Below are 22,615 nucleotides of genomic sequence, written 5' to 3' on the forward strand. Positions count from 1 at the left end.
ACAGCCGCGGCTCATGAGCTCGTGGCTCCTGGCGGGACGGGAAGGGGCGGGACGGGCAGGTGCGGGACGAGCAGGTGCGGGACGGGAGGGAGCGGAAGCGGCGGCTGCGGTCGGTCGGGGTCGAGTCGTGCGACCTGCATCGGCACGGTGGCGCCGTCGACGACGAGCTGGCCCCGCCCTGGCCGGCGGACAGCGGGCACCTCGAGCCTGACGCCGAGCACGTCCCCGTCGCTCGGGGAGGTCGCGCCGAGGATGAGCCCGCAGCCGTCTCGGGCGACCTCGGGCACGAGCCCCCGGAAGGCGCCGTTGGCCCTCGCCAGCTCGGCGGCGACCGCTATGAAGCCGTCGGTGTCGTCGACGAGGCGGACCGCTTCGACGAGGGCCACCTCGACGGGGCTGCCGTCCACGAGCTCGACGTCGTCCGCCAGGACGCACACGTCCGGGTCCGCACGGCGCACCTCGACCACCTCGGCGAGGGCCTGGGCGGCCAGCGTGCGCAGCCCGCGGGACGCCGCCCACGTCGCCAGGGGAGACCGTCGCGGGCACACGACGAGGACGTGGCGACCCTGCTGTGCCAGGCGCTCGCCGATCGTGGTGAGCACGGTCGAGCGTCCGGAGCGGTTCGGGCCGGCGACCAGGAACCGGCGCCGTCCGGGGCCGGGGGTCATCCCCACCGGGCCGGCCTCGTCGCCGCCCAGTCCGAGGACCAGCCCCTCCCCGTCTGGGCTCCAGCCCTCGAGGGCCACCTGGGCCGGCAGCGGGGTGATGCGCCAGGGTGCCGGCGACCGCGCGACGTGCCCCGTCCCACCCGGTTCGGGGTCTGCGGTGTGGCGACTGCCAGCGGCCCCGATGGCCCCGACGGCCCCGATGGCCCCGACGGCCCCGACGGCCCCGACGGCCCCGACGTCCACGGCGGCCCCGGCGTCCACACCCTTGCCGACCTCTGCGGGCGCACCGTACACGCACTCGATGGCCGCGGCGGCCGCATCCACCGCAGCCATGGTGGCGGCTGCAGAGGCGTCGGTGCCGGGGACGGCCAGCTGCAGGTGGTCGCCGGACCGCAGGTCGATCGCCCGCCCCGGCGGCAGGGACGTCGACGTCTGGGTGGGCGCGAGGCCGGCCAGAGTCAGGTCCAGCGGGTCGGGCATGGAGAGCACCAGACGTCGCTGGAGCAGGCCGGGCAGCCGGCCGGAGAGCAAGGCGCGCCCGCCGGCGACGGCGAACCACACCCCCGCGGACGGCCCGTCGCGCAGCAGCCGGTGGAGGTCGTCGACGGAGCTGCCGTGGTCTGCCGACAGCGACTCCTCGAGCGACTCCCAGCCGTCGACGAGCACCACGACGCGGTCGGGCGCCGTCTCCTCACCGTCGACGAGCCCGAGCAGGCGAGAGATGAGCCGGCGGCTGAGTGACGGGTCGGTGGCGTCGGTCACGGTGCCCACGTGCGGGAGTCTGGCGAGTCCCGCGGCCGGGCCGGTGACGCCTTGGAGCACGTGCAGGTGCAGCTGCTGGGGCGAGTGCCGTCGCACGAGGCCGAGGGCGAGGTTGACCAAGGCCGTGGACCGCCCGGACCTCGGGCCGCCTGCGATGCCCAGATGGCCGTCGTGCTCGGGTCGCCAGTGCAGCGACTCCTGACGTTGGTGCTGCGGCAGGTCGAGCAGTCCCAGAGGGACAGCGGTCGCGTCGACGGAGATGGCCTCGTCGTCGGCCGCGCGGGGGAGCTCGCCGGTCGTGAGCAGCTCCGGCAGGGGTGGTAGCCACGGCTGCGACGCGGTTTGGAGGTTCAGCTGTCGCGTGGCTGCGCGGGCGGCTGCGACGTAGGCGTGCAGCTCGGTGCCGCCGCCCCGGGACTGCTCCTCCCTCGAGCCCGCCGGGGCTGCGGGCAGGGCTGCGAGCAGGTCGCGTACGACAACGCGCTCCGGCAGCTCCTCGTCGGCCTGTCCGCCCATGCCCCCGCCGAGGTAGGCGGTCTGCACGGTGCGCAGGCCACGGTCGCCGACTCGGATGCACGCGCGGCCGGGCGTGCGTGGGTTCAGTGACGCCGCGTCGGCGCAGTCGACGACGTCCTCGCTGTCGCTCCGGTCGCGGACCCGGAGGGCGATCCGCAGTGCGACGTTGGCGCGCATGTCCGCCGACACGATGCCCGCGGGCCGTTGTGTCGCCAGCACGAGGTGCAGGCCGAGCGAGCGGCCGAGAGCGGCGACACGCACGAGCCCGTCGACGAAGTCGGGGAACTCCTCGGCGAGCGCCTTGAACTCGTCGACCACGATGACGAGGCGGGCCAGCGGGGGAAGGTCACGGCATACGCCCGCTGCTCGACGGTAGTCGTGGAAGTCGCGCGCACCGGCCCGGGCGAGGAGGCGCTCGCGACGCTTCATCTCCGCGTCGAGCGAGACGAGGGCGCGAGCGGTCAGATGGGCGTTCAGGTCGGTGACGAGTCCGACGGTGTGGGGCAGGCGAGCGCACTCGCTGAAGGCGGAACCGCCCTTGTAGTCGACGAGCACGAAGGTCAGCTCGTCCGGAGGACTGGTGACGGCGAGGCCGGCGACGAGACTCTGGAGCAGCTCCGACTTGCCCGAGCCGGTCGTGCCGCCGACGAGGGCATGCGGGCCGTGCGCCGCGAGGTCGATCGCGACCTCTCCCTCGGCGTCGAGTCCGAGCAGCGCGACGGGCCGTCCTGTGCTCCGGGACCATGCCTCGGCGAGGCTGTCGGCGGACAGGGGGTCGGTGCCTGAGGCGCGGTGCAGGTCGACGAAGGAGACCCGCGGGGGAATTGCGCCCGCTCCCACCTCGGGAGTGGCGTCGACGTAGGGCGACATGGTTCTGCTGACGGTCTCGAGCCAGCCCGGTGGGGGAAGGTCCGGCACGATGCCCTCGATCGTGTGACCCTCCTCCCGGATGATGCCGCCGAGACCGGAGCCCTCGATCTCGAGCGTTGCCCGTGCCTCGACGGGAAGGGATGCGACGTCGCGGTCGAGGCAGACGAGAGCCACGCCGGCGTCGGGTCCCTCGCGGAGGAGCTCGGAGAAGTCGGCCACCGCTCGCAGGGCGCTGGGCCCGTCGACGAGGACCACGGTGTCCACCGGGGTGCGCGGGCCGGGGGACCGATGCCCGCTCGCCGCGCCGCGGCGGCTCTCGACGAGTGTCCGCAGCGCTGCGGCATGGCTGGCCACGCCGGCGGGGCCCCCGGAGATGCGTGCCGCCTCGTCCTCGCGTCCCCGAGCGTGCGGCAGGTGGGCGGTCCACTCCCACTGCCGTGCCCGCTCCTCGGTGTCCGCCAGGACGTGGAGGCTGACCGCCCGCGGGGTGTGCCATGCGGCCACCTGCACCAGCAGGGCGCCGGCCAGCGAGGAGGCGTGCACGCGCGGCCCGGCCACGCCCACGACCCCCTGCAGGGCCAGCAGGGCGGGAAGGCCCTCGACCCGCGGCCGCTCGTCTGCGGGACCGCTGGTGTCGACCTCGGCGGACTGGGTCGCGGTCCCGACGCGGACGAGCAGGTGGTCGTCGTCCGCCGGACGGCGCTCCCACAGCCGGGTTCCGCGCCGCCGCACCACCGCCTCCACGTACGCCAGGTCGGGCTGCTCACCGCGACGCCGCAGGGTATCCCTGCGCGCCGACTCCAACAGCTCCCTCCGGGCGCGCTCGAGCTCTGAGGCATGCTGTTGGAGCTGGCGCCGGTACGAGGTGCGCCCGGCCCGGCGGTCGCTCCACCACTGGCCGAGGAGCAGCACGGGAGACATGAGCGCGAAGAGCAGCAGGGCAGGCGACGAGAGGACGACCGCGAGGATCCCGGAGAGCGCGAGGGGCGCCAGCGAGGCGAGCAGCGGGACGCGGCCGTGCTCCGGGCGACGTGGCGCCTCCGGGAAGACCACGGGCGGTTCCGTCGCTGCCTCACGGATCCGGGGTTGCCGGTGGATGCGCACCTCGCCGTCGACGATCTCGTGGTGGCCGGCGCGGACGTCCGCCGGACCGACGACGACCGTCGTTGAACCGATCCGCAGGTGCTGCCCCGCCATCACCTGGGCGCCCTCCACCGGAAGGGCCACGCCATCGAGGCGCGACGGGTTGGTGGGTTGCAGGTCTCGCAGGTGCAGGCCGTCGGTCGAGACGCTCAGCACCGCGTGCGCGCGGGAGACCCCCGGGTCGTCCAGGCGGACACCGGCGGAGGCAGCACGGCCGATGACGTGCTGCCCTCGTCCGAGCACGAGGAGCCGGCCGGCACCGACGCCGCTCACCACGCGCAGCTCGACGGCGCCCGTCCCGCCAGTGGATCCACCGGCGCGGTCGGCGGGTCCGGCTAGAAGGAGGACGCCACGCATCAGCGGCGGGTGGCCCAGCAGGTCGTCGTCGTCCACGAGCCGGCCGCCGACCCGGAGGTGCGCGGGCGGGACACCGGCCACTGCGGCGACACGGGCGCGCACTGCCCCGAAGCTCGTGCCGGCGGCGACCTCGATGGTCACGTGACGCTGCGGCCGACCGGTCGTGCGCCGGTCCAGCACGGTGAGAGTCAGACGCACCCGTTCCTCCTGTCGTGAGCCACCATCAGAGCGCGCCGCGGGGAGAGGTGGTCGGGCACGTACACAGCTGTGGACGGCCGCCACCGCCCTGCCACCTGCGCCGCTACCGTGCGCGCCGCCCACCTCGGGAGACCCGATCACGCTGCCCGGCGACTCGGAGGGCCGTGGCAGGAGGCTGTGGATGACGGCCACGGGCGGCTTCGGTTCCGTCCTAGCTTGGACGCGCCAGAACCAGACGATCCGGGCAGGATGTCCCACAAGCAGCTCACAGGGTTCAGGGGAAACGTATGTCGACGCAGGAAGCGGTGCGCCATGTCGAGGGCGAGGTGCGTGAGCTCATCCGGCGGTCCGGGCTCGACCCGTCCAGCGACACGAAGGCCGTCCGGAGGCTGGTCCAGGACGCTGTGCAGGACTACGACCAGCGCTCGCTGCACGGGGGGCTTCCCTCACTCGGCGACCAGCGGCTGGCCGTCCACTCGATCCTCGCGGTCGTGGCCGGCTACGGGCCTCTCCAGCAGTACTTCGACGACCCCGCCGTCGAGGAGATCTGGATCAACGAGCCGTCCAAAATCTTCGTGGCACGCGGTGGCGTCGCCGAGCTGACGCCGACGATCCTCTCCGCCGACGACGTGCGTGACCTCGTCGAACGGATGCTCCGCACGAGTGGACGCCGCGTCGACCTCAGCAGCCCGTTCGTCGACGCAACCCTCGCCGACGGTTCCCGGCTCCACGTCGTGATCCCGGACATCAGCCGGGCGCACTGGCAGGTCAACATCCGCAAGTTCGTCGTCAAGGCCGACCACCTGGACGATCTGGTGCGGTTGGGCACCATGCCGCGCCGGGCGGCGACGTTCCTCGAGGCCGCCGTGGCCAGTGGTCTCAACGTCCTGGTGGCCGGGGGCACCCAGGCCGGCAAGACGACCCTCCTCAACTGCCTCGCTGCCGCGATCCCGCCGCGCGAGCGGATCGTCACCTGCGAGGAGGTCTTCGAGCTGAAGATCCCGCAACGCGACGTCGCCGCAATGCAGTGCCGGCAGCCTAGCCTCGAGGGCACGGGTGAGGTGCCGCTGCGCCGCCTCGTGAAGGAGGCCCTGCGGATGCGACCGTCGCGGATCATCGTCGGTGAGGTGCGGCAGGAGGAGAGCCTCGACCTGCTCATCGCCCTCAACAGCGGCGTGCCGGGCATGTGCACGGTGCACGCCAACAGTGCCAGGGAAGCCGTGACGAAGATGTGCACACTTCCGCTGCTGGCGGGCGAGAACGTGTCGAGTCGCTTCGTCGTCCCCACGGTCGCCGCGGCGGTCGACATCGTCGTGCACGTGGCGTTGGAGCGGGACGGTTCCCGGCGCGTCCGCGAGATCGTCGCCGTCCCAGGACGCGCCGAGGGCGACGTCGTCGAGGTGGCCGACCTCTTCGTGACCCGTGGGGGCGCGCTTCGACGGGCCGACGGCTTCCCCCCGCACCGAGAGGCGTTCGAGCGCGCCGGCTACGACGTGGCCGCCCTTCTCGCGCAGGGGGACTCGTGATCTCCCCGCTCGTGGTCGGACTGCTCCTCGGTGTGGGGGTCTTCTTCGTCTACTGGTCGTTCTGGCCGCAGCAGCCGGCACGGGAGCGGACGCCCCGTGCCGGGTTCATGCTCAACCTTCGCGACCACCTGACCCAGGCCGGGTACTCCTCGCTCACGCCCGCCAACGTCATCCTCGGCTCGGTCGTGCTCTTCGTCGTGGCGCTCGTCCTGGTGCTCGCTCTGACCCGCGTCCTGCCGATCGCCGTGTGCTTCGCGCTGATGGCCGGAGCTGTGCCGCTGTCGCTGGTGCGGATGCGGGCCCGGAAGCGCCGCAACAAGCTGCGTGACCTGTGGCCCGACGTCGTGGACAACATCACCTCCGGCGTGCGCGCGGGGCTTGCCCTGCCAGAGGCGCTCGCACAGCTGGCCGTGCGCGGCCCCCTCGAGCTTCGGCCCGCGTTCGAGGCCTTCAGGGAGGACTACCGCACCACGGGTCGGTTCCACGACTGCCTCGACCGCCTGAAGGAGCGGCTCAGCGACCCGGTCGGCGACCGCATCGTCGAGTCGCTGCGCATCGCCCGGGAGGTCGGCGGCAGCGATCTGGGCAAGCTCCTTCGCACTCTGTCCTCGTTCCTGCGCGAGGACGCCCGCACCCGCTCGGAGCTGGAGACCCGGCAGAGCTGGACGGTCAGCGCGGCTCGGCTGGCCGCGGGTGCCCCGTGGGTCATCCTCGGGCTCCTGGCACTCAACGGCAGCTCGCTCGAGGCCTACTCCTCGCCCACTGGCTGGGTGGTCCTCGCCGTCGGTGCGGCGCTGTGCGCCGTCGCCTACCGCGCCATGGTGTGGATCGGGCGCCTGCCGGAGGAAGAGCGGGTGCTGCGGTGAACGCCGTGGGCAGCGTCCTGGCCGGGGTCGGGCGCAACGGCTGGTCGTGGGCGGGAGCCAGTGCGGGCATCCTCCTGCTCGCAGGCCTGGCGCTCGTCGTGGCAGGGCTCCCCGTCAACCGCCGTCCGACGCTGGACGACCGTCTCGAGCCGTACCTCAGGGACACCCCGAGGCCCTCGACGCTCCTAGCCCGCCCCGCGCCACCGAGGGGCCCGTTCGGCTTCGGTGAGCTCTTGGCACCGTACATCGCCCGCATCGGCGTGACCGTCGGCACCGTCTTCGGTGGCGGCCCCTCGGTGGCCCGTCGGCAGCTCAGGGCGGGACGCCCGGCCGACATCGAGGCCTTCCGCGCGGAGCAGGTGATGTCCGGCGCTCTCGGCGGGCTGGCGGGACTGGCCTTCACTGCGCTCGTGGCCGCGGCACAGCGGCGCTTCCCCCTGCCCGTCCTGGTCGTCATGGTGATGGTCGGCGTCCTCGGCGGGATCGCTGCACGCGACTACGCCCTCAGTCGAGCCGCCACACGGCGAGAGGCCCGGATGCTGACCGAGTTCCCCACGGTGGCAGAGCTGCTCGCGCTGGCTGTCAGCGCAGGGGAGGGAGCCGTGGGAGCGCTCGAGCGGGTCTGCCGGCTCTCGCAGGGAGAGCTGTCAGACGAGCTGCGCCGGTGCCTCGCCGACGCCCGGGCCGGCGCGAACCTGCCCACGGCGCTGCAGGGTCTGGCCGATCGCACGGGCTTGATGAGCCTCACCCGCTTCGTCGACGGGATCGTCGTCGCGGTCGAGCGAGGCACGCCGCTCGCCGAGGTCCTGCGCGCCCAGGCCCAGGACGTCCGCGAGGACGGTCGCCGCGCCCTCATGGAGGAGGGCGGCAAGAAGGAGATCTACATGATGGTTCCGATCGTCTTCCTGACGCTGCCGGTGACCGTTCTCTTCGCCCTCTTCCCGGGCCTCAGCTTCCTCCATCTCAAGCTCTGACCCCAGGGGTTTCAGGACCAGTGCACGACCAAGACAGGGAGACAGACATGAACCGCATCATCACCGCCCAGACACGGGCCTGTGCAGCGCTCGCCGACGCCGCCGCGCAACGTATCGGCGGCCCGCGTGACCGTGGGGACGTGCCCGGGTGGGTCCTCATCACCATCATGACCGCCGGGCTCGTCACCGCACTGTGGGCGCTCGCCGGCCCGCAGCTCGGGCAGCTCTTCAGCGACGCCATCTCGGACGTCAAGGGCCCGTGAGGCTCCCGGGTCTCGGCCTGGGGATGCTGCGACCCGAGCCGCTGCTCTCCCAGGTGGCCCGGCGGCACGGCGGGCGACGCCGGGCTTTGCGAGGGTGCCGGGGCCTGCGAGGGGGCGAAGGCGTCGTGCGCCCGAGCACGAGGCGCCTCGCGCCCGCGCCCGCCTCCGAGCTTCGGGCGCCCGCCCGCACCGCAGAGAAGGGCTCTGCCGTCGCGGAGTTCGTGATGGTCGCGGCGCTGCTGCTCGTCGTGGCCATGGGGGTCTTCCAGCTCGGGCTCGCCCTCTACGTGCGCAACACCCTGATCTCCGCCGCCTCGGAGGGCGCTCGCTACGGCGCTCGCGCCGACGCCAGGCCCGGCGACGGAGTCGCCCGCACGCGAGCGCTCGTGACGTCGGCGCTGAGCGCCTCCTTCGCCGAGGACGTCACGGCCGCCCAGTCTCTCACGGCATCCGGTATCCGGGTGGTCGAGGTGCGGGTCTCGGCCCCCTTGCCCCTGGTCGGTCCGATCGGTCCGACCGGTCGGCTCACCGTGTCCGGGAGGGCCTTCAGCGAGGAGCAGGTCGTGGCAGGAGGTGCCGAGTGAGCCTCGCGCCACGGGTACTCGCGCTCGTCGCCCGTCGTGTCCCCGCCCGCCGGCCCGCCGCCGCGGACCAGGGGCGAGCCATCCTCGAGTTCATCTTCCTCGCGATCCTGCTCCTGATCCCGCTCACCTACCTCGTCCTGACCGCGGCTCGGCTGCAGGCAGCGTCCTTCTCGGCCTCGCTCGCCGGACGCGAGGCGGGACGAGCCTTCGTGACGGCCCGGTCGGACGACGAGGGGTATGCCCGCGCCGGGGCCGCGGCGTCGCTGGCCTTCGGCGACTTCGCCTTCGACCGAGGTGCCGGTGTCACCGTCTCGTGCGAGGGCTCACCGTGCCTGCGCCCCGAGGGCGCCGTGACAGCCACCGCAACCATCGCCGTCCCACTTCCGCTCGTGCCCGACTTCATCGCCGCGCACCTTCCCGCGTCCGTGACCATCTCCTCGACGCACGTCGCGTCCGTCGACCGGTTCGTGGCACGGTGAGCGCCCCGTGAACACCTCGTATGCCGGCAGCCTCGGCACGCGATGCCGTCGAGCTCGTGCGCGACTGGCCGACCAGCGGGCCCGCGACGAGGGACAGATCGGCGTCCTCGCGCTCGGGCTGTTCGTGCTCGCGACGCTGCTCGTGCTCGGCACGATCGACGTGACGGCGGCCCAGTTGGCCCGCATGCGACTGCTCGACACGGCGGACTCGGCGGCCCTCGATGCCGCCGACTCCCTCGACGAGCGCGCCGCCTACGAGAACGGCGTCATCGAGAAGCTGGCCCTCACCGACGAGTCGGTGGCGAGCGCTGCGTCGGCGCACCTGGCCCGCACGCCGATGCCTCCCGGCATCACGGGGTGGTCGGTGGTTCCCGAGACCGGCGCCGACGGCGCCACCGCAGTGGTGACGCTTCAGGGCACGGCGACCCTGCCGATGAGCGGTTGGGTGCTCGAGTCACTCGGCGGCAGCGTCACCATCACCGTGACCTCGCGGGCGCGCGCGCCGCTGGACTGAGCGCAAGGGCAAATTTCCCAAAACGGTCGCCCTGCCCGCGCTCGGCCGCTAGCGTCCGTCCTCGGCGCCCACGCCACCACAGCACGTCCAAGCGCGGTGGCGTGGTCGTCTCAGGGGAGGTGGCGCCACCCGCCGGGCGGCGCCATTCGGACGTGTCGCGCCTGGGCGGTCGCGACGACAGACAGGAAGAACATGCGCACCTTCGCCACCAAGGCCATCACCCAGGCCTTCGTCGCAACTGCGGGACTCGGGCTCGCTGTGGTCGCGCCCGTCGCGACGGCCGGCTCCGCCTCGGCGCTGCCCGCGGTCATGATCTACAAGGTCCAGTACGACTCACCCGGCGTCGACCGGGGTGGCAACACGAGCCTCAACGCCGAGTACGTCGTCATCAAGAACACGACGCGGAGCAACCGGGTGCTGACCGGCTGGACGCTGCGCGACAGGACCGGCTACACCTTCCGCTTCCCGTCCTTCACCCTCAAGGCCGGGGCCACGGTCACCGTGCACACTGGCCGCGGCACCGCCACCGCCACCAACCGCTACTACAACCGGGCCTGGTACGTCTGGAACAACACCGGCGACACGGCGTACCTCCGGAGCGCCTCCGGTACGACCGTGGACACGTGCAGCTGGAAGGGCGGCGGCACGGCGACCTACTGCTGACCGTCGCCGGACCCGAGGAGGCCCGATCCTCCTCGGGCCCCGGCCTGTCGGCGTGCACGCCGCGGTGGCCCGCTGCCGTAGGCTGTTCGATCGTGGCTGTTGACTTCACGCAAGAGATCAAGGACCTGCGCGCGACGATGGACTCCGTGCGCCAGGTCACCGACCTCGACGAGCTCGCCCGCACCATCAAGGAGCTCGAGGAGCAGGCCTCCGCCCCCGACCTGTGGGACGACCCCGACGCCGCGCAGCAGGTGACCAGCGCGCTGAGCCGCGCGAACTCCGAGCGCGACCGCGTCCTCGGCATGGACGCTCGCATCGAGGACCTCGAGACCCTCGTCGAGATGGGCCAGGAGGAGCACGACGCCGCCACCCTCGAGGAGGCCGAGCGCGACCTCGCCAAGCTCAAGAAGGACGTCGGCGAGCTCGAGGTCCGCACGCTGCTCTCCGGCGAGTACGACGAGCGCGAGGCCGTCGTCACGATCCGCTCGGGCGCCGGCGGCGTCGACGCCGCCGACTTCGCCGAGATGCTGATGCGGATGTACCTGCGCTGGGCCGAGCGGCACGGCTACCCGACGAAGGTCATGGACACCTCCTACGCCGAGGAGGCGGGCCTGAAGTCGGCCACGTTCGAGGTCAACGTGCCGTACGCGTACGGCCACCTCTCCGTCGAGGGCGGCACCCACCGCCTCGTGCGGATCAGCCCGTTCGACAACCAGGGCCGTCGCCAGACGAGCTTCGCGGCCGTCGAGGTCATCCCGCTCATCGAGTCCGACGACTCCATCGACATCCCCGAGAACGAGCTGAAGATCGACGTCTTCCGCTCGAGCGGCCCGGGCGGACAGAGCGTCAACACCACCGACTCGGCCGTGCGCATGACGCACATCCCCACCGGCATCGTCGTGTCCATGCAGAACGAGAAGAGCCAGATCCAGAACCGTGCCGCCGCGTTGCGCGTGCTCCAGTCGCGCCTGCTGCTGCAGCGCAAGGCCGAGGAGGCCGCGGTCAAGAAGGAGATGGCCGGCGACGTCAAGGCCAGCTGGGGCGACCAGATGCGCTCCTACGTGCTCAACCCGTACCAGATGGTCAAGGACCTGCGCACCGACTTCGAGACCGGCAACCCGAGCGCGGTCTTCGACGGCGACATCGACGGCTTCATCGAGGCCGGCATCCGCTGGCAGATCGCCCAGAACCGCTTGCAGGACTGACCGGCCGCCACGCCGGGTTCGCCTGCTTTCCGGGGGATCCGTCCCCGTGCACGTAGCCTCGTAGCGCTTGCGTGGACGCGGCCTGCGTATGCCGTCACGTGCCCACCCAGCGCCCCCGCGGTCCCAGCACGGGTCCGCGCACCGCAGTCCGGCAGCCGTTGCCGCCTGCAGTCCAAGCCGCAGTTCCCAGCACGAGTCGAGGCCCGACGCATGATCCTCTTCGAGAACGTCACGAAGACCTACCCTCGGACGACTCGTCCGGCGCTCGAGGACGTGAGCCTCGAGATCCCGCGCGGTGAGTTCGCCTTCGTCGTCGGGACGTCCGGCTCCGGCAAGTCGACGATGATGCAGCTGGTCATGAAGGAGCAGGACGTGACGAGCGGCCGGGTCCTGGTCGCCGGTCGTGAGCTCGACCGCCTGCCCGAGCGCAAGGTCCCGGCCCTGCGCCGCGAGATCGGCTGCGTCTTCCAGGACTTCCGCCTGCTGCCCAACAAGACGGTCTTCCAGAACGTCGCCTACGCCCTGCAGGTGCTCGGCAGCAGCCGCGCCCGGATCCGCCAGACCGTGCCGGAGACCCTGGAGCTCGTCGGCCTCGCCGGCATGGAGAAGCGACTGCCGCACCAGCTCTCCGGTGGCGAGCAGCAGCGCGTGGCGATCGCGCGCGCCTTCGTCAACCGCCCGCCGATCCTGCTGGCCGACGAGCCCACCGGCAACCTCGACCCGGACACGAGCCTCGGCATCGTGCAGCTCCTCGACCGCATCAACCGCACGGGCACCACCGTGGTCATGGCGACGCACGACACGGTGACCGTCAACGCGATGCGCAAGCGCGTCATCCGCCTCGACCGCGGCCTGCTCGTCAGCGACATGGAGGCCGGCGACTACACGACCGGGTCGCTCCCGCGGATCCGCCTCGACGAGGAGTCCGGCGCCCCACGGCGGGCGGACGAGCCCGAGGTGTCCGACGGCTACGACGACGCCGACCCGGCGGCATACGGCGACGGCGACGAGGACGACTCGCTGCAGCCGATCGGCCGCGACGCCGACGAGCCCCGCGGCAGGGGCGGGCTCTTCCGCCGGTCCAAGGCCGTCCAGACGAGCAGCCGCTGAGCGCGAGACGGAGCGAGACACGACATGCGAATCCAGTTCCTGCTCGGCGAGATCGGCAACGGCCTGCGCCGCAACCTCTCGATGGCCGTCTCGGTGGTCATCGTCACGATGATCTCGATGTACCTGCTCGGCCTGGGCCTGATGGGCCAGCGGCAGGTCGACACCATGAAGGACTACTGGTACGACCGCGTCCAGGTCACGGTGCTGCTCTGCGCCGAGAAGACCCGCTTCACCAACTGCGCCGGCGAACCGACCACCGACGCGCAGCGCGCGGCGATCAAGGCCGAGCTCGACGCCCTCCGGCCGACCGTCAAGGACGTCTTCTACGAGTCGCGCGACGAGGCGTACGACCGCTTCAAGCAGACGTACAAGAACTCACCCCTCGCGCGGGCGGGAGAGTCGTACTTCGCCGACTCCTACCGGGTCAACCTGGGCGACCCCAGCAAGTTCGACGTGGTCGCGAGCTCGATCAAGGGCATGCCCGGGGTCGCCGACGTCCAGGACCAGAAGAAGCTCCTCGAGAAGTTCTTCACCTTCATGAACACCGTCTCGTGGGCGGCCATCGCGCTCTCGTCGCTCATGGTCTTCGCCGCCGTCATGCTCATCTCCACGACGATCCGCCAGACGGCCTTCAGCCGCCGGCGGGAAACCGGGATCATGCGCCTGGTCGGCGCCTCGAACTTCACGATCCGCTTCCCGTTCGTCATGGAGACCGTGCTGTCGAGCGTGCTCGGGGCGGCACTGGCGATGGGGATGCTCTGGGCGACGGTCCGCTACGGCGTCGTCGGCTTCCTCAGCCAGACCCTGACCGACACCGCGTTCATCGGGGTCTCCGACGTCTACTACGTGGCGCCGTTCGTCATCCTCGGCGTCGTCGTCCTGTCGAGCCTGACCTCGTGGGTAACGCTGCGCCGCTACCTCCGCGTCTGAGGCGACGCACACAGATCTGGCCATTCCAGGCTCGAGGTGGGGCCGATGGCTGCATGCTGTCCGGGGCCAAACGGCACGAAACCTCCCACACCTGTGTGGCCTGTGGTACCAATGGAGCCTATGTGGCACATGAGGCGCTTCAGCGGTAGCGGTACCGCGACCCGGTTGACGGCCGCCGGGTTGGCCGTCGCATGCACCGTCTCGCTCGGTTCCGCCGCCCTCTCCGCCCACGCCGACTCGGTCTCGGACCAGAAGAAGCGCAACGACCGCAGGATCGCCGCGCTGGGGCAGCAGCTCGAGGGCACGAACGCCTCGCTGGCCCGCGCCTACGTCAACCTCGAGCGCACCAGGGCCGCCCTGCCGCTCGCCCAGCAGCGCGTCGCTGCGGCCCAGGTTGCCCAGAGCCGCGCGCAGGCCGCGCAGGTGGCCGCCGAGGCGACCGAGGCCCGCGCCATCGCCGCCGAGGCCAAGGCCCGCGCGCACAACGAGGACGTCGCCCAGAAGCTCGCGGTCGCACAGGCGAACGAGCAGCGTGCCAGGGAGCAGCTCGCCAAGAGCTCGACCGACCTCGTCAGCAGCCAGGACGCCCTCGACTCGTATGCCGCCGAGGTGTTCCAGGGCTCGGGCCAGGAGTCCCAGCTGGGCATGGTCTTCGGCTCGACCTCGCCGGAGGACTTCGCCAACCGCCTCGTCATGGCCGACACGGCCAGTGCTGTCGCGAGCGACACCATCGACAAGCTCGCCGCGATGACGGTCGACAACACCTCGACCCGCTCGTACCTCACGTCGGTGCGCGGCGAGATCGCCGCGCTCAAGCGCCAGGCCGAGATCGCCCTGCAGGGTGCCGAGTCCGCCGCCGCCGCCGCGACCCAGGCCAAGAACCAGGCGATCGTCGCGAAGAACAACGCGGTCACCGCTGCGCAGAACGCCGCCGCGGCCAAGACCGAGCTCGACCAGCTGAAGGCCAGGCAGTCGGCCGCCGCGGCCGACCTGGCCGTGCAGAAGAAGAGCGAGGCCGCCGACCTGGCCGCAGCGCGCGCCGAGTCCGCACGACTGCAGGGCATCCTGGTCGAGCGGGCACGTCAGGCACGCATCGCCGAGCAGAAGCGTGTCGCGGCCCTCAGGGCCAAGCTCGAGCGCCAGCGCCAGGCGCAGATCCGCGCCGAGCGGGCCAAGGCGGCAGCGGCTGCCAAGAAGGGTCGCCACTACGTCCCGAAGCCCCCGCCCCCCGTGGTGGTGCCCGTGGACTCGACCCCGTCGAACTTCCTCACCTACCCCGCCAACGGCCCCACGACCTCCGGCTTCGGCATGCGCTGGCACCCGGTGCTCAAGAAGTGGATGCTGCACGACGGCCTCGACTGGGGCATCGCGTGCGGGACGCCCGTGTATGCCGCCGCGCCGGGTGACATCATCCGCGCGGGCTGGCGCGCCAGCGGCTGGGGCAACCAGGTCGTCATCGACCACGGGATGCACCGCGGGGTCGACCTGGTGACGACGTACAACCACCTCACGAGCATCGTCGACTTCGGCGGGCACGTGAACCGCGGCCAGCTCATCGGCTACTCCGGCACGACCGGCTACTCCACGGGGTGCCACCTGCACTTCGGCGTCTACGAGGACGGCACACCGGTCGACCCGCGCAAGTGGCTCTGAGCCTGAAGCTGAGCCTGAACCGGATCCCCAGCCCCGCTGGAGAAACCCACTCCGTGCAGCGGCCGGCTTCGGGGTAGCGTTGGGAGGCCGACCGCGCCGCGCGGTCGCACCTGGAGTGGCCCGCGCCCCGCGCGCGCCGCAGAGCCGAGTCGGAAGGATGGTCTGGTGCCCAAGGAGAAGGGGCGGTCGCTCATCGCGAGCAACCGCAAGGCCCGACACGACTACCTCATCGGCGACACCTTCGAGGCGGGCATCGTCCTGTCGGGCACCGAGGTCAAGGCCCTGCGCATGGGTCGCGCCTCCCTCGTGGACGGGTTCGCCATGTTCACCGGCGACGAGCTCTACCTCGAGAACGTCCACATCCCCGAGTACCTCAACGGCACCTGGAACAACCACGCCCCGCGCCGCAAGCGCAAGCTGCTCCTGCACCGCGCCGAGCTCGAGAAGATCGCGCACAAGACGCGCGAGAGCGGCCGGACCATCGTGCCGCTGGCGCTGTACTTCAAGGACGGCCGGGCCAAGGTCGAGATCGCGATCGCGACCGGCAAGAAGGAGTACGACAAGCGTCACGCCCTGCGCGAGCGCCAGGACACCCGCGAGGCCCAGCGCGCCATGGCTACGGCCAACCGCCGCCACTGAGCGAGGCCGGCCCGGTGTCGAGAGGCACAGGCCCCGCCGCCGGAACCCCGCACCCCGCTACGGCGTCCGGTGTCAGGATGCAAGGGAGCGATGACGTGGAGGGACTCCGATGACCGCACGTGGCGGATCCAGCCGACCGAGTTCACAGAGCGGACCCGGCCGACCCGGCCGATCGACCGGATCTGGTCTGCCGAGCGCAGCCGGCCGGCTGCACAGCCGCCGCGCCGGTGGCGTCCTCGTCTTGCTCCTCGCCCTGGTGCTGTTGCTGGTCGGCCCCGCCGGCGCCGCCCAGGCGGCCGGAGGGGAGGCGATGCAGTCGTTCGCCGCCGTCTACGACGTCCAGCCCGACGGCAGCATGCACGTCACCGAGACGATCACCTGGCGCTTTCCCGCCGGTGAGCAGCGCCACGGCATCTTCCGCAACATCATCGTGCGGATGGGCTACAACAACGAGGAGCACCGCTACCGCTACTTCGACCTGACCGACGTCGCCGTGAGCAGTCCCAGCGGTGCGCCGGACGCCTTCCAGGTCAGCGACTACGGCGCCGCGAAGCAGATCCGCATCGGTTCGGCGAACGAGTACACGAGCGGCACGCAGGTCTACAAGCTCTCCTACACGCTCCACAACGTGCTCAACCCGATCACCGCCGACGGCAAGCCGGCGACCGGGACCGCGCCTGCCGACACCGTCGAGCTGAACTACAACGTCTTCGGCCCCAACGAGATGACCGAGCGTGACCGCGTGTCCGTGACGGTCAACGCGCCGGCCGCGGCCACCAAGGTGCTCTGCTACTCCGGACCCTCGGGCTCGACGACCCAGTGCTCGGGCAGGGCCGGCGACCCGTCCCGCTTCTCGGCCGGGCCCCTCGCCCCCGGTGACGCCATGACCGTCATCGCCTCCTATCCCGCCTCCGCGTTCGGTGACGTGCACGCCGACGTGCGCAACGGGGGCGCGGACTCCTCGGTCGGTTCCGAGGCCGCTCCTGCGGTCAACGCCGCGGCCTGGATCGGTGGCATCGGTGCGCCGGTGCTCGCCCTCGCGGTGATGGGCATGCTGGTGTGGACGCGCGGCCGCGACGAGCGCTACGCCGACCTGACCCCCGGCCTCTCGCCGGTGCCCAGCCCCGCCGGCGGCCCGAACACTCCCGGCCCGAACGCTCCGGGCACGACGGGCACGACGGGCACGACGGGCACGACGGGCGCGATCGGCGCGATCGGCGCGGCCGGCGCCCACGCCACCGTGCGTGGCGGCTCGCCGGTGGTCGCGGTGCAGTTCCAGCCGCCCAAGGGGGTCCAGCCCGGGATGGTCGGCACGATCATCGACGAGACGGCCAACCCCATCGACGTGTCGGCCACCGTCATCGACCTGGCGGTCCGCGGCTTCCTGCGCATCGAGGAGAACGAGGGCGGCGGCATGTTCAGCCGCACCGACTGGACGCTCACCCGTCTCGAGCCGCCGGCCGGAGACCGGCTCCTGCCCTACGAGCGCAGCCTGCTCGACGGGATCTTCGGCACCCGCGGCGACGTCGTGCAGCTCTCGGAGCTGAAGAACACCTTCGCATCCACGCTGAAGTCCATCCAGCGCCAGATGTACCAGGAGGTCGTGACCCGCGGCTGGTTCCGCTCCTCGCCGCAGACCCAGCGCGGCGTGTGGCAGGGCTTGGGCGTCGTGATCGCCGTGCTCGGCGGCCTGCTCCTGTTCTACGGCCGCCCGGCGATCAGCGCCATCCTGGGCGGCGGGTTCAGCGGGGGAGTGGCCCTGGGCATCGGGCTCCTGCTCGCGGGCGTCATCGTGTGGGTCCTGGGCGGGCGCATGGCCGCCAAGACGGCCGAGGGTTCGGCGGTGCTCGCCCAGTCACTCGGCTTCAAGGAGTACCTCACGACGGCGGAGGCCGGGCAGATCGCCTTCGAGGAGGCGTCCAACATCTTCAGCAGGTACCTGCCGTATGCCGTCGTCTTCGGTGTCGCGGACCGCTGGGCCCGCACGTTCGCCGAGGTCGCGCGGGCGGCGGAGGCGGCGAACCAGCCGCTGCTCATGCCCACCTGGTACGTCTGGAGCGGCAACGCCTTCCCCGACTTCACCAGCATCGCGTCCGGCGTCGAGTCCTTCTCGACGACCTCGACGGGCACGTTCACCTCGACGCCCGGCTCGTCGGGCTCGTCCGGCTTCGGCGGCGGCGGGTTCTCGGGCGGTGGCGGCGGCGGGTCGTCGTCCGGCTCCTGGTGACGCGCTGACGGCCTGCCCCCGCCGCAGTGGGTAAGCATCGGACATGGCCAGGGGCACCGCTGCCGACCTGCTCGAGCCTTACCGGCGCAAGCGCGACTTCTCGCGCACGGCCGAGCCGGCCGGGGTCGTGGCCGCCCCCGCCCCCGACGGCCGGCGCCGGTTCGTGGTGCAGCGCCACCGCGCCCGTCGCCTGCACTACGACTTCCGGCTCGAGATCGACGGCGTGCTCGTGAGCTGGGCCGTGCCGCGTGGCCCGACCCTCGACCCCGGCGTGCGCCGTCTCGCCGTGCACGTCGAGGACCACCCGCTCGAGTACGAGACGTTCGAGGGGGTCATCCCCGCCGGTGAGTACGGCGGGGGCGACGTCATCGTCTGGGACGCCGGGCTCTGGGCGCCGCACGGCACCGACGACCCGGGCCAGGCCGTCCGCGACGGCGAGCTGCACCTCGACATGGCGGGTGAGCGGCTGCGCGGGCGCTTCGTCCTCGTCCGCAGCGACGGGGAGGGCGGGCGGTCAGGCTCCGACCAGGAGCAGTGGCTGCTCCTGCACAAGCACGACCGCTGGGCGCAGGCCGGGTGGGACGCCGAGGACCACCCCACCTCGGTGCTGAGCGGGCGCACGAACGACGAGGTGAAGGCCCAGCCGCAGCTGGTGTGGCACTCCGACCTGCCGGCCGACCGGGCCGCCGTTCCCGTCGACGGGCAGACCGTCGCGGGTCCCTCCGAGGCCGAGCTGGCCGCGCTGGAGGAGCTGGCACGGCTCGGCGCCGAGGGCCGGTGGACGGTGCACGGCCGCTCCCTGCGGGTGACCAACCTCGACAAGGTGCTCTTCCCCGGGCGGCCGGGGGAGCCGCCGGTCACCAAGCGCGAGCTGCTGGCGTATGCCGCTCGCATCGCCCCGGTGCTCCTGCCCTACCTGCGTGGCCGGGCCGTCAATCTGCACCGCTACCCCGACGGTGCGCAGGAGAAGGGCTTCTGGCACAAGGAGGTCCCGCCGAGGGCGCCGGCATGGCTGCCACGGTGGGACAACCCCGACGCCGACCCGGGCGAGACGAAGACCTACCTTGTCGTCGACGAGCCGGCCGCCCTCGTCTGGGCGGCCGGGTTCGGCGCGCTCGAGTGGCACCCGTGGACCTCCTCCACCACGGCACCGGACCGGCCCGACTACGCCCTCTTCGACATCGACCCGGGCGAGCACACCACCTGGGAGGAGGTCGTGGAGCTGGCCCGGCTCCACCGGACGGCGTTCGAGCACCTGCAGGTGCGCGCGTACCCGAAGGTGACCGGGCGCCGGGGCATCCAGGTGTGGGTGCCGATCGCACCGAGCCCCGGCTTCGACGAGACACGCGAGTGGGTCGAGCGCGTGTCCCGCACCGTCGGTGCGGTGCTCCCCGAGCTCGTGAGCTGGAAGTGGCAGAAGCGCGACCGGTCGGGCCTGGCTCGGCTCGACTACACCCAGAACGCCGTCAACAAGACTCTGGTCGCTCCCTACAGCCCACGGCCGACACCCGAGGCCCCGGTGTCGGCGCCGATCACCTGGGACGAGCTCGACGATCCGGAGCTGCGGCCCGACCGCTGGACGATGCGCACCGTGCTCGACCGGGTCGCGGAGCGAGGGGATCTCTTCGCCGGCGTCCTGGACCACTCGCAGCGGCTGCCCACGCTCACCTGAGCTCGCCGGACGGGGCCCCTGTTCCGGGCAGCCGGTGGCTCAGCGGATCTCCACGAGCACGTCGCCGCCCTCGACCTGCTGCGGTGCGCCGAGGGCGATCCTCGCGACGGTCCCGGCGGAGGGTGCGGTGATGCCGGCCTCGAGCTTCATGGCCTCGATCGTCGCGACCACGGCGCCGGCCTCGACCGTGTCGCCCGTCGCGACGGTGAGCGTCACGAAACCCGCGAAGGGGGCGGTCACCTGCACGTCCTCGGCCGGCAGGGGGATCGTCGCGTGAGGGGCAGGGGCCTTGCGGGGCATCAGTCCTCCAGGTGACGACGTCGGGCGTGGTCCGCGACGACCACGGTGGGCAGCCTAGCGGCGCAACGCTCCGGGCGGCTCCCCGCGACAGTCCTGGCGTGCGGGACCGGGGAATGCCGTGGACCCCTCGCGCGTTCCTCCTGCATACTGTTCACTCCACCCGGCCCCGAGCCGGTTGGGGAGCAGGGCAGCTTGACAAGTCAACAGCGTGACGTGGACACCCCCATGGGGGTGATCGGTTTCGACGGTGGTCGACACACCAGGGGAAGCGGGTCGAGGATGCAGGGTTATCTCGTCAACGCTCCCTGCAAAACAATAGGTGCCAATTCCAAGCGCACCGACTTCGCCCTCGCCGCCTGAGCGAGCCTCGAAGTCTGTCAGCCTGAGCTAGTTTCCGACTCAGTGCCTGGCATCAGCTAGGAAACTTGCTGCGCAGTCATGTTGGGGGGCTGCGCGGGACTCTTACTCAACTGGGCCTGTCAGGGGACGTGTGCGTGCGAGCCCTGAGGCCGAGAAAAGCCATAGCGCACTGCACCCGGAGAAGCCCTGGTTTCTCGTCATCGGACGCGGGTTCAATTCCCGCCACCTCCACCACTTCGTGGTGGCCACGTCACGCCGTTGCTCGTCAACTGGAGGAGGGCGTCCCGTTCGCGGGGCGCCCTCCTCGCGTATGCCGTCACCGACGCGCTGCTCGCGTGTGCCGTGCCCGCCCGGCGCAGGCCCCACAACGACGAACGCGGTGGATCGCCGGCACGAGGTGCCGGGATCCACCGCGTTTCGCAGTGAGGTCAGACCAGTGAGGCGAGGCCTGGGCGAGGCGCGCCGGGCGCTCAGACCTGCTCGGCCGGAGCCTCGGCGGGCGCATCGCCGCCGGCCTCCGTCGCGATCTGGGCCTTGATGGGGGCCATGTCGAGGTTCTTCACCTGCTCGATCACGTCCTGAAGGGCCGACTGGGGCAGGGCGCCCGGCTGTGCGAAGACGAGGACGCCCTCCTTGAAGGCCATCAGCGTCGGGATCGAGGTGATGTTCGCCGCCGAGGCGAGCGCCTGCTCCGCCTCGGTGTCGACCTTGCCGAAGACGATGCCCTCGTTGTCGCCGCTCTGCGATGCCGCGTCGTACACGGGCGCGAACTGGCGACACGGGCCGCACCAGGAGGCCCAGAAGTCGACCAGGACGATGTCGTTGTCGAGGACGGTCTTCTCGAAGGACTGCGCGGTCAGTTCAGTGGTAGCCATGCCTTCACCAACGGCGTCGGAGCGGCGCCTATTCCGCTGCCTCGAGCTCCCACGTGACCGTGACGCCCGCGGTGAGGTCGAGGTCCCCGGTCTCGACGGGCATGCCACCGGACGCCTGTCGGGAGGCGGCCACGGACGCGAATGCCGTCATCGGAACCGCTCCGGACTCGGCCACCTCGAGCACCGCGCCGAGCCGGGCGCCGGAGAGGGCCGCATACTGCTCCGCCTTGTCACGAGCGTCGGCGAAGGCGACGTCGCGGGCCTGTCGCAGGCCGTCGGTGCGGTCCGCGACGTCGAGGCGCACCTGGTCGACGAGCAGGGCGTTGCCGACCGCCGCGGCTGCGGCCTCGAGGATGGTGCCAACCGACTCGATCCGGCGCGCGGTGACGGTCAGCCGCTGCTGCGCCGTGAACCCCACGGGCGCGCCGGTGCTGTCCCAGCGCTGGCTGACGGTCACGTCCAGCGTGCGGATGTCGGCGTTCGCGACGTTCCGGGCACGTAAGACGGTCCCAACCCTGGCAACCCCCTCGGACGCCCCGGCCAGCGCGGCTGCCACGTCGTCGGCGTCGTGACCCACCCGCAGGTCCAGCCGCACGACGTCGGGGGCGACGGCCGCCCGCCCACTGCTGTTCACGGTCACCGTTCGCTTGGCCATGGCGGTCCTTTCGATGCCGATGTCCGGGTCGGGCTGAGCCTGGTGCCGAACCTACCTAGACTGCCGTCCCATGACGAGCATCCCGCGACGCTCCGCCCCCGCGACGTGGCTCGACACGTCAGCCGCGGTGGTCGCCGTCGCCGCCCAGATGCTCGCCCTCTACTGGCCGGTCGTGACGGTCGAGGGCCCCGTCACCTGGACCGACAAGGTCGTGCACCTGCTCGTCTTCGCCGTGCCGACGTATGCCGTGGGGCGGGCCCTCGGCTCCGTGCGAGCCGCGGTCCTCGTCTTCGCGCTGCACGCCCCGGTGAGCGAGCTCGTGCAGCACTTCGTGCTCCCCGGACGGACCGGCGACGTGTGGGACGCCGTCGTCGACCTCGTGGGGGTGGCGCTCGCCGCCGCCCTGCTCGTGGTCCGGCGGCCGTCACGGCGCTGGTAGACTCAGGCCATCCGACTCCGAGGTCCCCTCGGATCACGACGGAAGAGATGGCGCCGGTGATGCCCGGCGGGCAGGCTCATCCGACGAGGTGACACCCCCACCGGAAGATCGCGCCACACGGCGCGGCCCGACACCGACGCGGAGCGGATCCGAACACCGGACGGCAC

Annotated in this window: 19 protein-coding genes, 1 other RNA gene and 1 pseudogene; 17 read left to right on the plus strand and 4 right to left on the minus strand. The window is 71.9% G+C overall.

The window, feature by feature from the left end; translation table 11 throughout:
- Positions 1-11: 11 nt before the first annotated feature.
- Complete coding sequence (locus LQK93_RS14900; RefSeq protein ID WP_374968562.1) at positions 12-4,514, minus strand: FtsK/SpoIIIE domain-containing protein; 4,503 nt, start codon at positions 4,512-4,514, stop codon at positions 12-14.
- A gap of 287 nt (positions 4,515-4,801) precedes the next feature.
- On the opposite strand from LQK93_RS14900, the gene LQK93_RS14905 reads away from it, so the two are divergent.
- From LQK93_RS14905 to ligD, 15 genes are all read left to right on the plus strand, one after another.
- Positions 4,802-6,040, plus strand: a complete 1,239-nt coding sequence (locus LQK93_RS14905) for a CpaF family protein (RefSeq protein WP_374968563.1) — start codon at positions 4,802-4,804, stop codon at positions 6,038-6,040.
- Positions 6,040-6,906: a type II secretion system F family protein gene (locus tag LQK93_RS14910; protein WP_374971518.1), complete on the plus strand. Its 867-nt coding sequence runs from the start codon at positions 6,040-6,042 to the stop codon at positions 6,904-6,906. Before LQK93_RS14905 ends, LQK93_RS14910 begins: the two co-directional genes overlap by 1 nt.
- A 5-nt stretch (positions 6,907-6,911) precedes the next feature.
- Positions 6,912-7,880, plus strand: coding sequence for a type II secretion system F family protein (locus LQK93_RS14915; protein WP_374968564.1), 969 nt, complete (start codon positions 6,912-6,914; stop codon positions 7,878-7,880).
- A gap of 47 nt (positions 7,881-7,927) precedes the next feature.
- Positions 7,928-8,143 (plus strand): hypothetical protein, encoded by a 216-nt coding sequence (locus tag LQK93_RS14920; RefSeq protein ID WP_374968565.1) that lies wholly within the window; start codon positions 7,928-7,930, stop codon positions 8,141-8,143.
- A 125-nt stretch (positions 8,144-8,268) separates the two neighbouring features.
- Complete coding sequence (locus LQK93_RS14925; protein WP_374968566.1) at positions 8,269-8,727, plus strand: TadE family protein; 459 nt, start codon at positions 8,269-8,271, stop codon at positions 8,725-8,727.
- Positions 8,724-9,206, plus strand: coding sequence for a pilus assembly protein (locus LQK93_RS14930; RefSeq protein ID WP_374968567.1), 483 nt, complete (start codon positions 8,724-8,726; stop codon positions 9,204-9,206). The genes LQK93_RS14925 and LQK93_RS14930 overlap by 4 nt, the downstream gene beginning before the upstream one ends.
- Positions 9,207-9,213: 7 nt before the next feature.
- Positions 9,214-9,720, plus strand: coding sequence for a pilus assembly protein TadG-related protein (locus LQK93_RS14935; protein WP_374968568.1), 507 nt, complete (start codon positions 9,214-9,216; stop codon positions 9,718-9,720).
- A 192-nt stretch (positions 9,721-9,912) separates the two neighbouring features.
- On the plus strand, positions 9,913-10,383 hold the full coding sequence (locus LQK93_RS14940) for a lamin tail domain-containing protein (protein ID WP_374968569.1): 471 nt from the start codon (positions 9,913-9,915) through the stop codon (positions 10,381-10,383).
- A gap of 92 nt (positions 10,384-10,475) precedes the next feature.
- A complete protein-coding gene (prfB, locus tag LQK93_RS14945) occupies positions 10,476-11,588 on the plus strand; it encodes a peptide chain release factor 2 (RefSeq protein ID WP_374968570.1) in 1,113 nt (370 codons plus the stop codon).
- 210 nt (positions 11,589-11,798) lie between these two features.
- The gene (gene ftsE / locus LQK93_RS14950; RefSeq protein ID WP_374968571.1) at positions 11,799-12,698 is read left to right on the plus strand and encodes a cell division ATP-binding protein FtsE; all 900 of its coding nucleotides are present in this window, start codon (positions 11,799-11,801) and stop codon (positions 12,696-12,698) included.
- Positions 12,699-12,722: 24 nt separating this feature from the next.
- Positions 12,723-13,628 carry a permease-like cell division protein FtsX gene (gene ftsX, locus LQK93_RS14955; RefSeq protein WP_374968572.1) on the plus strand — a complete coding sequence of 302 codons (906 nt, stop codon included), beginning with the start codon at positions 12,723-12,725 and terminating at the stop codon, positions 13,626-13,628.
- A gap of 129 nt (positions 13,629-13,757) precedes the next feature.
- Entirely contained in the window at positions 13,758-15,281 is a 1,524-nt protein-coding gene (locus LQK93_RS14960; RefSeq protein WP_374968573.1) for a M23 family metallopeptidase, read from the plus strand.
- 165 nt (positions 15,282-15,446) lie between these two features.
- A complete protein-coding gene (smpB, locus tag LQK93_RS14965; protein WP_374968574.1) occupies positions 15,447-15,920 on the plus strand; it encodes an SsrA-binding protein SmpB in 474 nt (157 codons plus the stop codon).
- A gap of 241 nt (positions 15,921-16,161) precedes the next feature.
- Entirely contained in the window at positions 16,162-18,147 is a 1,986-nt protein-coding gene (locus LQK93_RS14970) for a DUF2207 domain-containing protein (RefSeq protein ID WP_374968575.1), read from the plus strand.
- 43 nt (positions 18,148-18,190) lie between these two features.
- The gene (gene ligD, locus LQK93_RS14975; RefSeq protein ID WP_374968576.1) at positions 18,191-19,819 is read left to right on the plus strand and encodes a non-homologous end-joining DNA ligase; all 1,629 of its coding nucleotides are present in this window, start codon (positions 18,191-18,193) and stop codon (positions 19,817-19,819) included.
- Between the two features lie 39 nt (positions 19,820-19,858).
- Here ligD and LQK93_RS14980 read toward each other — a convergent pair.
- A pseudogene (locus LQK93_RS14980) lies at positions 19,859-20,062 on the minus strand (biotin/lipoyl-containing protein); the annotation flags it as partial.
- Positions 20,063-20,346: 284 nt separating this feature from the next.
- On the opposite strand from LQK93_RS14980, the gene ssrA reads away from it, so the two are divergent.
- Positions 20,347-20,713: a transfer-messenger RNA gene (gene ssrA / locus LQK93_RS14985) on the plus strand.
- Between the two features lie 236 nt (positions 20,714-20,949).
- Here ssrA and trxA read toward each other — a convergent pair.
- Positions 20,950-21,354, minus strand: a complete 405-nt coding sequence (gene trxA / locus LQK93_RS14990) for a thioredoxin (RefSeq protein WP_374968577.1) — start codon at positions 21,352-21,354, stop codon at positions 20,950-20,952.
- Positions 21,355-21,382: 28 nt separating this feature from the next.
- Positions 21,383-22,009, minus strand: a complete 627-nt coding sequence (locus tag LQK93_RS14995; protein WP_374968578.1) for an SIMPL domain-containing protein — start codon at positions 22,007-22,009, stop codon at positions 21,383-21,385.
- 70 nt (positions 22,010-22,079) lie between these two features.
- Between LQK93_RS14995 and LQK93_RS15000 the strand changes: the two genes are divergently transcribed.
- Positions 22,080-22,448 (plus strand): VanZ family protein, encoded by a 369-nt coding sequence (locus LQK93_RS15000; RefSeq protein WP_374968579.1) that lies wholly within the window; start codon positions 22,080-22,082, stop codon positions 22,446-22,448.
- Positions 22,449-22,615: the final 167 nt, after the last annotated feature.

This window comes from Terrabacter sp. BE26 (assembly GCF_041941675.1).
In the GTDB taxonomy this organism is placed as follows: Bacteria; Actinomycetota; Actinomycetes; order Actinomycetales; family Dermatophilaceae; genus Terrabacter.